Origin of the sequence: Paenibacillus sp. FSL M7-0802, assembly GCF_038004945.1 — a bacterium.
In the GTDB taxonomy this organism is placed as follows: Bacteria; Bacillota; Bacilli; order Paenibacillales; family Paenibacillaceae; genus Paenibacillus; species Paenibacillus polymyxa_B.
The window spans coordinates 5,024,354-5,037,800 of the sequence record NZ_JBBOSD010000001.1; the positions used below are offsets into that span (position 1 = coordinate 5,024,354).

The window sequence follows — 13,447 nt, forward strand, 5'->3', positions numbered from 1 at the left end:
GATATTTGTCCTATTTCATACAGCTAGGAGGACATGTTTATGGATTCAAAAGATATTTTTCGTGCGGTGCAAGCAGGGGAAATCAATTATGAAGATGCTGAAAAACAATTGCTTCAATTTATTGGCGAGCTCCCGGATGAATCATTGGAAGCCAGTCCACAGGAATTATCAGAAGGACGGGCTTTCACGTTGCAACCATTGGACAGCTTCCACACGTCGGAGGATGGGCAGGAGATAAGCGCCTCCCAAATGAAGGTACAGTCTGTGGTTGAATTGCAGGAATTTGAGCACGGGATTGTCTTGTTGAAAATGAAGGACACGGCGCACAAAAATACATTTTCCGATGAACTAATTATCGGCCTGAATCAGGCGTTTGAGACAGTGCAGGCTAACGAGAATTATAAAGTTGTGATTCTGACGGGATATGACACCTACTTTGCCACAGGAGGCACCCAAGAGGGGTTGCTGGCTATCCATGAGGGAAAGGCGAAATATAGCGATACCAATGTTTACAAGATTGCTTTGGATTGCAAGCTGCCCGTCATCGCTGCTATGCAGGGACATGGGATTGGTGCTGGCTGGTGCATGGGGATGTTTTGCGATTTTATCGTGATGAGTCGGGAAAGCATCTATACTACTAACTTTATGAAGTACGGCTTTACTCCCGGAGCGGGTTCGACCCTGATTTTCCCTGAGAAATTCGGGGTTAGTATGGCACAGGAAATTCTATTTACAGGTACTAGATATAGTGGTTCGGAACTGGAAACCAAAGGGGTTCCTTTTCCGGTTGTACCGAGGAATGAAGTGGTGCCGCACGCCATGCAGCTGGCAAGAAAACTGTCTGAGTCTCCCAGGGAGTCATTAATTGAGCTGAAAAACCATATGGCCCAATCGATAAGAGAAAAGCTGGCGGCTACTATTGAAAAAGAAATAAAAATGCAGGATAAGACGTTTGTGAATCAGCAAGAAGTTAAAGAACGGATTCAATTCGCCTATGGACAGCTGCCGAATAGCAATGATTCCCACAAAACGGTCAAGCATGCTGATTCTAAAAAAGCTATGCCAGATATGCCGCGCGGTCAGGAACATAAGGAGTCTATCGCAATTATTGGTATGGCAGGGCAATTCCCCGAATCCAGGACTTTGGCTGAATTTTGGGACAATCTGGCTCAGGGCAGGGATTGTATATCGGAAATCCCTTCAACGCGATGGTCAATCGATGAATATTACGATACCGATCCCAAGGCTCAGGGAAAAACCTATAGCAAATGGATGGGTGTTTTAGAGGATGTAGATAAATTTGACCCGTTGTTCTTTAATATATCCCCTGCAGAAGCAGAGATGATGGATCCTCAACAGCGCCTATTTCTTGAAAGCAGCTGGAAATGCATTGAAGATGCTGGATTAAATCCAGCCTCACTGTCGGAGAGCCGTTGCGGTGTTTTTGTAGGTTGTGCAGCCAGTGATTATGGGAGGTCCATGAGTGGGCAGGGGCTAAATGCGCAGGTTCTTATGGGAGGGTCGCCTTCAATTCTATCCGCTCGGATTTCGTATCTGCTAAATTTGAAAGGTCCTTCTTTGGCTATTGATACCGCATGCTCTTCCTCTCTGGTGGCTATTGCTGAAGCCTGCAACAGTCTCCTTTTAGAAACAAGTGACCTTGCTTTGGCAGGCGGAGTCATGATTATGGCTGGTCCGGGGATGCATGTTATGACTAGCAAGGCAGGAATGCTGTCCAAGGATGGACGGTGCTTTACCTTTGATGCCCGTGCAAACGGGTTTGTCCCCGGAGAAGGAGTTGGGGTCATTTTATTAAAACGGCTCTCTGATGCAGTCAGAGACAAGGACTCCATATATGGAGTTATTCGGGGATGGGGAATGAACCAGGATGGAAAAACCAACGGAATAACTGCCCCAAGTGTAAATTCACAAATCTCGCTGGAAAAAGACGTATATCGACGGTTTAACATTCATCCCGAAACCATCTCCATGATAGAGGCCCACGGAACAGGAACAAAGCTGGGTGATCCTATCGAGGTGGAGGGACTTACGGAATCATTCCGATCCTATACAAGCAAGAAGGGCTATTGCGCATTGGGGTCACTGAAAAGCAATATGGGTCATATGATGACTGCGGCCGGAGTGGCCAGTGTGATGAAAGTGCTGCTGGCCATGAAGCACCACCAATTGCCGCCTACCATTCATTTCGAATCCTTAAATGAGCATATTTCTCTGGAGGATAGTCCGTTCTATATTAACACCAGCCTGCAAAGCTGGGAGCCCGAACCGGGAGTACCCCGGCGTGCGGGCGTAAGTTCTTTCGGATTTAGCGGCACTAACGCTCATATGGTTATTGAAGAATATGTTCCTGTAGTCTCTGCGGTGAATCTACCCCCAGTGGGTAAAGACAACCCGGGACTATTTGTGCTGTCCGCTAAAAGTGAACAATCCTTGAAAACCTATGCAGCAGATATGATGAATTTTGTTAAGTTGCACGAAAGCGTTAATCTCACGGACCTGGCCTATACCTTGCAAGTGGGAAGAGAGGCCATGGACTGGCGTCTCGCGTTTTTGACGGATTCAAGAGAAAATCTGATAGATGAACTTGAACATTTTATTAACGGAAACTCGTCGGAAAAAGTGCTGATCGGCCGTGTGAACTATCCAGGTGGCGGAATCGAACTCTTGGATTCGGACGAAGACACCGGAACCCTGGTTCGGGCCTGGACTGAGAAGAAAAGACTTGATAAGGTAGCCAAATTGTGGGCCAATGGCGCAAGCATTGAATGGAACGCACTTTATGGAGATATCAAGCCCAGACGAATCAGTCTGCCGACCTATCCTTTCGAAAGGGCACGCTATTGGTTATCCGAAACAGACACTGGACAAGGCAGTGTAAATCTGGCTATGACTGCCCAAATTCATCCTTTATTGCATCAGAATATTTCCGATCTCTCCGGACAACGTTATAGCTCTACTTTTACAGGCCGGGAATTTTTCCTGTCAGACCACAGAATCAAGGGTCAACAAACATTACCCGGGGTGGCTTACCTCGAAATGGTGCGAGCAGCTGTAGAAGAGGCAGTGGGGGCCGTAGTAGAAGGCGGGACCCATATTCAGCTGAAAAATATCGTATGGGCTCGGCCTGTGGTTGTAGCAGACGGACCGGTCAGGGTACTCATCAGTCTATATCCCCAGGACAATGGAGAGATTGCGTTTGAAGTATGCAGCGGGATGGAAGGAACCGACGCTGAGGGCATTATACACAGTCAGGGAATGGCTGTGCTGGAGAGGGCTGGCGAGCTACAGTATCTGGACCTGAATGTCTTACGGGCAGACTGTACCCGCACACCACTTTCTTCAAGCCAATGCTATGAAGCTTTCAAAGCCATGGGGATAGACTATGGACCCGCACACCGTGGCATTGAGGCAATCTTTCGAGGAAAGGATTACGTGCTGGCCAAGCTGTCCCTACCATCCGCTGTACTCCATACTCAAACTGAATTTGTACTGCATCCAGCTTTGATGGATTCAACTTTGCAGGCCACAATCGGCTTGGTAATGGGTTCGGAAGAAAATTTGCCTGTAGGCAAGCCAGCGTTACCCTTTGCTTTGGAGGAACTGAAGATATCCGAAAAATGCACTCCAGTGATGTGGGCCCGGATCTCGCAACATGGGAGTGAAGAGACGTCGAATGGATTAAGCAAGGTGGATATTGATCTGTGCGATGAGACCGGGAAGATTTGCGTGCAGCTCAAAGGGCTTTTATCCAGAGCTTTGGAAGGAGATGTGCGGCAAGCCAGCATCACTGAGGACATGGGTACACTGATGCTTGAGCCTATCTGGCAGGAGATGCCTGTCACCACAGGGGTGAACGCTAACGAAGATATCCAGCATGTTGTGATCCTGTGTGAAGTGGATGGTATCTCCGGGAAGGATATTGAAGCCCACATGGATGGTACTCGCTGCCTTGTTTTACAGTCCTCCAGCATGGATATGGACAGTCGGTTTGAAGATTATACCATTCAGATATTTGAAGAATTGCAAAGCATCCTGCTAGACATCCCAAAACAGAAAGTTTTGATACAGCTTGCAACCCGCGCTCGGAAGGACCAACAGGTTTATTCCGGGCTCTTTGCAATGCTGAAAACCGCTCAAAAAGAAAATCCGAATGTCATGGGTCAGTTGCTTGAGCTTGATGTAGAGAATGATTTCGAAGGAATCATTGAGAAACTACAAGGGAACCGAAGTGACCGGCATAACGAACGGATACGGTACCAAGGGGACAAACGACAGGCTTTAATGTGGCAAGAAATTGAAGCCTTACGTGAAGATGCAGACCTGCCGTGGAGAGATGGTGGGATCTATCTCATTACTGGTGGCTTAGGCGGCCTGGGGCTCATTTTTGCCAGAGACATTGTGCGCAATGTGAAAAACTCCACCGTCGTATTGGTGGGTCGGTCATCACTTTCTGCGGACCAAAAGGCTCTGTTGAGCGAACTGAGAGTGCTGGGCGGTCATATAGAGTATCAACAGGCGGATGTGGGCCACAACGAATCGGTTACCGGGCTAATTCATGGCATCGTCGAGCAATTTGGCGGCATTAACGGTATTTTGCACACAGCCGGAGTGATTCGGGACAACTTCATCATCAAGAAGACTAAAGAAGAGGTTAGAGAAGTGCTGGCTCCGAAGGTCTCAGGAGTGATGAATCTGGACCAGGCCAGCAGAGACCTGCCTCTGGACTTCTTTATCTTATTTTCTTCTGGCGCAGGAAGCCTTGGCAATGTAGGGCAGGTTGACTACTCCGCTGCTAATGGCTTTATGGATGCGTATGCCTCCTATCGAAATGCTTTGGTGACAGCAAAGCAGCGCCAGGGGCAAACACTGTCGATAAACTGGCCTCTGTGGAAGGATGGAGGCATGCATGTCGACCTGGAAACGGAAAGGGCGATGCAAGACCTGGGCATGATTGCCATGCAAACGGAGAATGGAATCAAAGCTTTGTATCAAAGCCTGTCTTCCGGCAGAAGTCAGGTTATGGTGATCGAAGGGTATCCCCAAAGGATTAAAGCGGCAATTTTAGGCCAGCTCTCGGAAACTGATGTCTCAGGCCGATCTGTAATGGAAAGCGGAGGAGCACCGCTTATCGGAGAAGAATGGCTAAGGGAAAAAGCGGAGGGTTATTTGAAAACGGTACTTTCAACCGTGATCAAGCTGCCCGCTGAAAGTATAGATGTAAATGCACCAATGGACAGGTATGGGATTGACTCCATACTGGTTATGCAGCTTACCAATGAATTGGAAAAGACTTTCGGCTCATTACCGAAAACATTATTTTTTGAATACCAGAATCTCCGGTCATTGACGGGTTATTTCCTTGAATCGTATCGCGGTCGGCTGATTGATGCTGTAGAAGCGACAGAGAAGAATACGGCTCCTGATGCAGGCCCGAAAGTACCTATAAAAGCAACCATAGAGCCTTTAGTCTCGATATCGGCTAATCGTAGGCGTCCATGGCTTTTCCCGACAGGTATACAGCCACATCAGGAGAAGAAGGCATTAGACATTGCAATTATCGGCGTGTCGGGGAGATATCCGGGAGCATTGGGTATCCGAGAGTTCTGGGACAACCTAAGGGATGGAAAGGATTGCATTACAGAGATTCCTAAGGAACGCTGGGATCACAGTCTGTACTTTAATGAAAACAGAGGCAAGCCCGGAAAAACCTACAGCAAGTGGGGAGGGTTCATCGATGGAGTGGACTGGTTTGACCCGTTGTTTTTCAATATTTCGCCAAGGGAAGCGGAAACGATGGACCCGCAGGAGCGCTTATTCCTGGAATGCGTTTATGAAACGATAGAGGATGCAGGTTATACGAGAGAAACCCTTTGTGCAGAGCGGGAGCTTGGCGGCATAGAAGGCAATGTCGGGGTTTACGTCGGAGTGATGTACCATGAGTATCAACTCTATGGAGCCCAGGAACAAGCCAAGGGAAGGATGATTGGACTTCTCGGGAATGCCTCGGCGGTTGCCAACCGGGTATCGTATTTTTGTAATTTTCAAGGGCCAAGTATCGCTGTAGATACCATGTGCTCCTCGTCACTGACATCAATTCATATGGCCTGTCATGGACTACAGCATGGAGAATGCGAACTGGCAGTAGCAGGAGGGGTCAACGTCTCCATCCATCCTAACAAATACCTATTGTTGGGACAGGGAAGTTTTGCATCAAGCAATGGGAGATGTGAAAGCTTCGGACAGGGAGACGGATATGTACCGGGAGAAGGAGTCGGGGCTTTGCTGCTCAAGCCATTAGCCAAAGCCATAGCAGACGGAGACCGGATATATGGAGTTATCAAAGGAACTGCAGTGAACCACGGGGGAAAAACCAACGGCTATACCGTACCTAACCCCAACGCACAGGCCCGTGTGATTGGTCAGGCAATTAAGGAGGCAGGAATCAACCCCAGAACCATCAGCTATATAGAAGCCCATGGAACAGGAACTCCACTGGGAGACCCGATTGAAATTGCAGGCTTACAGAAGGCCTTCCGGAAATATACCGGCGATAAGCAGTTCTGTTCAATCGGGTCGGCGAAGTCTAATATCGGGCATTGTGAGAGTGCTGCTGGTATCGCCGCGGTGACAAAGGTGCTTATGCAGTTGAAATATAAACAAATCGTGCCTTCGCTACATGCAAGTACCTTAAATCCCAATATCGACTTCAGCGATAGTCCCTTTAAAGTTCAGCAGGGGTTAGAAGAGTGGAAAAGACCAGTAATTGCTATCAACGGTGAAACCAGAGAATACCCAAGGGCAGCAGGAGTATCGGCCTTTGGTGCTGGGGGCTCTAACGCTCATGTGGTCATCGAAGAATATATTCCAGAAGAAGCTAGTCAGCAGCAAACTGCTCCTGCATCCCTGAATCCTGTCATAGTCGTGTTGTCGGCCAAAAATAAGGAAAGGCTGGACGAGCAGGTGCAAAGATTGCTGTCTGCACTCAGAGAACTGAATGACCCGCATACAAGTCTCTCAGATATCGCCTACACGCTGCAAATCGGGCGAGAAGCGATGGACGAACGTCTGGCGATCATTGCAAAATCCATCCAAGAGCTTGACTGGAAATTGGAAGGCTTCCTACAAAAAAAGGAAGGCGTAGAAGAATTGTATAGAGGACAGGTAAAGCGTAATAGAGGAGGGCTTGTCACTCAGGAAGTCGATGAAGATATGGCTAAAATGATTGATGCATGGGTGGACAAAGGGAAGTATGGAAAGCTCGCTGAACTTTGGGTTACGGGACTGATTTTGGATTGGAACAAGCTTTATGAGGATGTGAAGCCTCGCAGGATGAGTCTGCCAACCTATCCTTTTGCCAGAGAAAGCTATTGGATACCCGTACATGAGGAAAAGAGCGCCGCAATAACAGAAGCCGCTTCGTCCCAATCATCCTTTTTGACACCTTTACTGCATCAGAACACTTCAGACTTTCTGGAGCAGCGGTTCAGTTCAACGTTTACAGGCGAGGAATTTTTCCTCAAGGATCATGTTGTGAAAGGCCAAAAGGTTCTGCCTGGCGTAGCCTATCTTGAGATGGTACGGGCGGCTGTAGAACGTTCCACAGGAGATATGGACAACAGCACAACAGGAATCCGTTTGAAAAATGTAAACTGGATTCGGCCCATTGTGGTGGACAACCAGCCAGTTCCTGTACACACCAGGCTCTCTCTGGAAGACACCGGAAAAATCAGCTTTGAAGTGTATAGCGGGCAAGTAGGAAGCGAAAGAGGGCATACCGTGCATAGCCAAGGTGATGCGGTGCAGGTTTGCGTAGAGCAAAAACCGACACTAAACCTTAAGGCGTTACAGGCAGATTTTGGTCAACACAGGTTTAACGGATCGCAATGTTACGAAATCTTCGAGGAAATGGGAATGGATTATGGCCCGGCATACAGATGTGTGGAGAAGGTATATACACATCCGGGCAGGGTGCTAGCCAAGCTGGCATTGCCTTCCTTTATTTCTAATATGACGGACAGCTTGGTCCTTCACCCCAGCTTGCTGGATTCGGCCTTGCATGCATCGATCGGGCTAATCATGGGCCAAGAGAACGGAGGGCTACCGGGTAGCGCTGTACCAGCTACGCCTCACATGCCGTTTGCCCTCCAAGAGTTTGAGATTTATGGGGCATGCACCCCGACCATGTGGTCGTTGATTCAATACAGCGAGGGCAGCAAGAAAGAAGACAAGGTACAGAAGCTTAATATTGACTTGTGTGATGAGGAAGGAACTATTTGCGTCAGAATAACAGGATTATCCACCCGGGCGCTGGAAGGAGAAGTCGGCATTGAAAATGCACAAGGCGCAGCGGCAGGAGAAAGTGCCGCCGACCCGCTTGTAGGATCCGTAATGCTCATCCCGAAATGGGACCCGGCTGCTGTAAAAAAAGATGTCGTTTCCCCGTCACCGACAGACCGATTGGTCATTGCAGGTGGTACTGACAAAGTCAGACAGGCCATCCGGGAGTATTATCCTAGGGCGCATTTCTTGGAGCTTCAAGCGCACGATTCCATTGAAACAGTTGCCTCAAAGGTAGAAGAATATGGAGCCGTTGACCATATCCTGTGGATTGCACCCTGTGCTTCCGTCGAATCGGTGACTCCCGAATCCTTGATCAAGGAACAGGAGCAGGGAGTCCTTCTCTTCTTTAGAATGGTCAAAGCGATGCTTCTATTGGGATACGGGACGAAAAAGCTAGGCTGGACAACGATAACCAATCAAGCTCAGCCGATGGATCAGAACGATACAGTCAACCCGACTCACGCAAGTCTTCATGGGCTGGTAGGCACCATGGCTAAAGAATATCCGAACTGGAAAATCCGTATCCTTGACCTGCAATCCGATGATGACTGGCCGCTATCTGATATGTTTACGCTGCCTTCGGATCGGCAAGGACGGATGTGGATTTACAGAAATGGGCAGTGGTACCGGCAGCACTTGATCCCATTCAAACAGACTTCAGGTTTAAAAGGACAGACGCTATATAAAACCGGAGGCGTCTATGTGGTCATCGGGGGCGCCGGCACTATCGGAGAGGCTTGGAGCAAGTATATGGCCTGTACCTACCAGGCCCAGATGGTGTGGCTAGGCAGAAGGCAAAAGGATGCCTCTATCCAGGACAAACTGGACGGATTTGAAGGCCTGGGACCTGTTCCATGCTATATCACGGCGGATGTAGCAGACGAAAGGGAGCTGCAGCGGGCATATGAGGAAATAAAACAGCGGTACTCCAACATAAACGGAGTGGTCCACTCAGCCATTTCATTTTTGGAGAAGGGCTTGGAAGATTTGACGGAGGAAGAGCTCCGGTCAGGGCTTTCAGCAAAGGTTGATGTAAGTGTACGCATGGCTCAGGTCTTCCAAAATGAGCCGTTGGATTTCGTATTGTTCTTCTCTTCCATGATTACCTATGTAAAGAATCCGGGACAAAGTAGCTATGCTGCCGGAAGTACCTTTAAAGACGCGTTTGCGCATCGTCTTTCGCAGGAATGGCGTTGTCCGGTGAAGGTCATGAACTGGGGATACTGGGGGAGCGGCGAAAACAATGCCTCTCAAAATGGAGGGCAGGAGGTAGAAAATTACTCCAGACTGGCGCAAATAGGTGTTGGGCTCATTGACCCGCAGGAGGGGATGGAGGCGCTTGAGACGCTTCTTGCCTCACCAGTTGACCAAATGGGGCTTATGAAAACAACAAGACATTTGGAGATGGAAGGGACTAATCCGACGGAAGAGATTGATCTCTACCCGCCTAATTCGGATCCGAATCTCAGGGATATACAGGAAAATATTGCTACAGCAATACAATCAAGAAGCCATTTTATCGAAAACTATGCTGCAGACGATATGGGCGACCTCCAGGAAAGGGAGATGGAACATCTCCTAAGCAGGTTGTTGCGGGAGCAGCTCTTGTCCATGGGGTTATCAGGGACAGATCGTCAGTCCGTCGACGAGTTCAAAAATAAACTCGGACTACCTGAGCTATATGGCAAATGGCTGAAAGAGAGCATGGAGATTTTGACACAGATGGATAACGACCTATCAGGTAGAAACTCCAGCTTGACGGATCGAGATGATGTCTGGCAGGAATGGGAAGAGCGCAAGCGTACATGGCTACAATATCCGCAGATGAGAGCAAGGGTTAATTTGGTTGAGACAACGCTACGGGCTTTACCGGAAGTGCTTACCGGAAAATCGCCTGCGACTGAAGTCATCTTTCCCAATTCCTCAATGGAACTAGTGGAAGGAATTTACAAGAACAATCTGGTGGTGGACTACTTTAATGAAGTACTTGCCGATACTACTGCCGCTTATATTCAGGAGAGGATTATGGCCGACTCCACTGCGAAAATCAGAATTCTGGAAATCGGAGCGGGCACCGGAGGAACCAGTGCCACGCTATTCCTGAAATTGCGCCCATACCGCAAACACATTCAGGAATATTGCTATACCGATATTTCCAAAGCCTTTTTGATGCACGCGGAAAAAGAGTATGGGCCGCATAATCCGTATCTCAGCTACCAGATTTTTAATGTTGAAGAACCTATTGCTGGGCAAGGTGTTGAGACGGGTAAATATGATATTGTCATTGCCGCTAATGTACTTCATACCGCAAAAGACATCCGCCAGGCGTTACGTAATGCTAAAGCGGTTTTGAAAAGCAACGGCTTGCTCCTGCTCAATGAAATCACAGGTAGTAGCGTGTTTACCCACCTTACCTTCGGATTGCTAGATGGCTGGTGGGCGTATGAGGATCCGGAATGGCGTATTCCTGGATGCCCAGGGCTTCACCCTCAAATATGGGAAACCGTACTGGACAAAGAAGGTTTCCATGCAGCGTTCTTCCCGGCGCAAGAGGCGCATGATTGGGGCCAGCAGATTGTTGCAGCCCAAAGCGATGGCTTGGTTCGGCAAAAGCGACAGCACAAACGAAGATCAATATTGATAGAGAAAAGAACCGTAGAAACGGTATCAGTGAAGCAACGAACTCAACCCAAAATAGAGGTAGAACATGTGCTGCGTGAAAAAAGTACGGCGTACTTTAAACATTTGCTTGGTGAGACGCTAAAAATGGAACCGGGAAGTATCGACTCAACGGTTGCCCTGGAAGAGTATGGAATCGACTCGATATTGGTTGTGCAAATCACAAATGTTTTGCGTGAAGTCATCGAGGATTTTGCCAGCACGCTGTTTTTTGAGTACAACACCATAGATGATCTAGTAGCATACCTTCTTCAAACGCAAAAGGACTCGTTGAAGAAGCTGGTAGGAATGAAGGAACAGGAGTTGACCGAAGAGACTTCCAGAGTTGAAGAGGTCCCTGCTTCACAATTACTCGCTACTGTCCCAATGAAGTTTGACCGGGGAGGGCGTTTCCTTAAGCCTTCTGACAGCACAAAGGAAAAGCCAACGACACGATCCTCCAAAATTAGGGATGTTGCGATTGTTGGGATGTCAGGACGCTATCCGGGAGCTCGTGATATAGAGGAATATTGGAATAATCTAAGAGAAGGTAAAAATTGCATAACTGTAATTCCGAAAGACCGTTGGGATTGGAAGACCTACTTTGACCAAGAAAAAGGGAAAAGGGGCACAATCTATACGAAATCGGGCGGTTTTATCGAAGGCATTGATTTATTCGATCCGCTATTTTTTAAGATTTCTCCCGCAGAAGCCGAAACAATGGATCCGCAGGAAAGACTTTTCCTGGAAGCAGCATATGCAAGCATAGAGGATGCTGGGTATACCCCTGCCAATCTTTGTGAGAGTAGAAGAGTCGGTGTATTTGCAGGCGTTATGAACGGGAATTACGGTTTGGGACCTCAATATAATTCCATCTCGAATCGGGTTTCCTATCATTTGGATTTCCAAGGTCCGAGTATGTCCTTAGATACCGCTTGCTCTTCCTCATTGACGGCGATCCATTTGGCTTTGGAAAGCCTGTATAGCGGTACAAGCGAGTGTGCCATTGCCGGGGGAGTCAACTTGATTGTAGACCCTATCCACTATATCAAGCTGTCGGCTATGACGATGCTTTCTAAAACGGGTGAATGTAAGTCATTCGGAGATCAGGCAGATGGATTCGTCGACGGAGAGGGTGTCGGCGCGATCGTGTTGAAGCCGTTGGAGAAGGCGATTGCAGATGGCGACCATATTTATGGAGTAATCAAAGGGAGCATGCTTAATGCTTCAGGTAAAACCAGCGGTTATACAGTACCTAGCCCTCAAGCTCAATCCTGGTTGATTGAAGAAGCGCTCCAGCGTGCGGATGTCGATGCAAGGACAGTCAGTTATATTGAAGCCCACGGAACCGGTACAGCTCTGGGAGATCCTATTGAAATTGCAGGACTGACAAGGGCTTTCGAAAAATTCACAAAGGATAAGCAGTTCTGCGCCATAGGGGCGGTCAAATCTAATATAGGCCATTGTGAGAGTGCAGCAGGCATTGCAGGAGTGACTAAAATATTGTTGCAGCTAAAGCACAGCCAGCTAGTACCATCCTTACATTCAAGGAAGTTGAACCCTGAAATTAATTTCAACAATACTCCATTTATCGTTCAGCAAAGCCTGGAGGAATGGAAGAGACCGGTAATTACAACTGATGGAATCACAAAAGAATATCCAAGACGGGCTGGAATATCTTCTTTTGGTGCAGGCGGGGCAAACGCCCATATCGTGATTGAAGAGTATATTCCCGAGTATCAGGAACAGTCTGGAGCAGAATCCGCTTCTCAGGGACCTGTCATGATCGTGTTGTCAGCCAAGAGCGAGGAGCAGCTTAAGGAAAAGGGACGGCAGCTGCTGAATGCTCTTCAGGGTCAGCTATTCTCCGCAAGCCTATCGGATATTGCTTACACGCTTCAGGTGGGGCGCGAAGCGATGGAGGAGCGTTTAGCCATACTTGTGGAATCTACCGCAGAGCTTGAGGAAAAATTAAAGAATTTTGTGGATGGACGCCATAACATGCTCAACCTATATAGGGGACAGGCTAAACGTAACAGAGAATCGTTGTCTATTTTTTCGGGGGACGAAGACTTGCAACAAATGATCGATCTTTGGATTTCCAAAAAGAAATATACCAAGCTTTTGGAGCTGTGGGCCAAAGGGATAAATTTGGATTGGGAAAAACTTTACACAGGGAAGATGCCTCACCGTATCAGCCTGCCTACCTACCCTTTTGCTAAAGAGCATTACTGGGCTTCTGAAAGCAAGGATCAAGTAAAAGCCTATGCATTATTTTCGCAAGGTGAGAGCGATGTAGACTTTGATGATATATTGTGCGGCAGACTCTTGGATGAAATGATGAACGATACCCTGTCTGTTGATGAGGCTGCCAGTGAAATCCTCAATATATGTATACGTAAATGAGAAGTTTCTACGTGCTGGGAGG

The 13,447-nt window shown here is 48.0% G+C and carries 1 protein-coding gene; it reads left to right on the top strand.

The window, feature by feature from the left end; genetic code table 11:
* Positions 1 to 39: 39 nt before the first annotated feature.
* On the top strand, positions 40 to 13,425 hold the full coding sequence (locus tag MHB54_RS23010) for an SDR family NAD(P)-dependent oxidoreductase (protein ID WP_340982037.1): 13,386 nt from the start codon (positions 40 to 42) through the stop codon (positions 13,423 to 13,425).
* Positions 13,426 to 13,447: the final 22 nt, after the last annotated feature.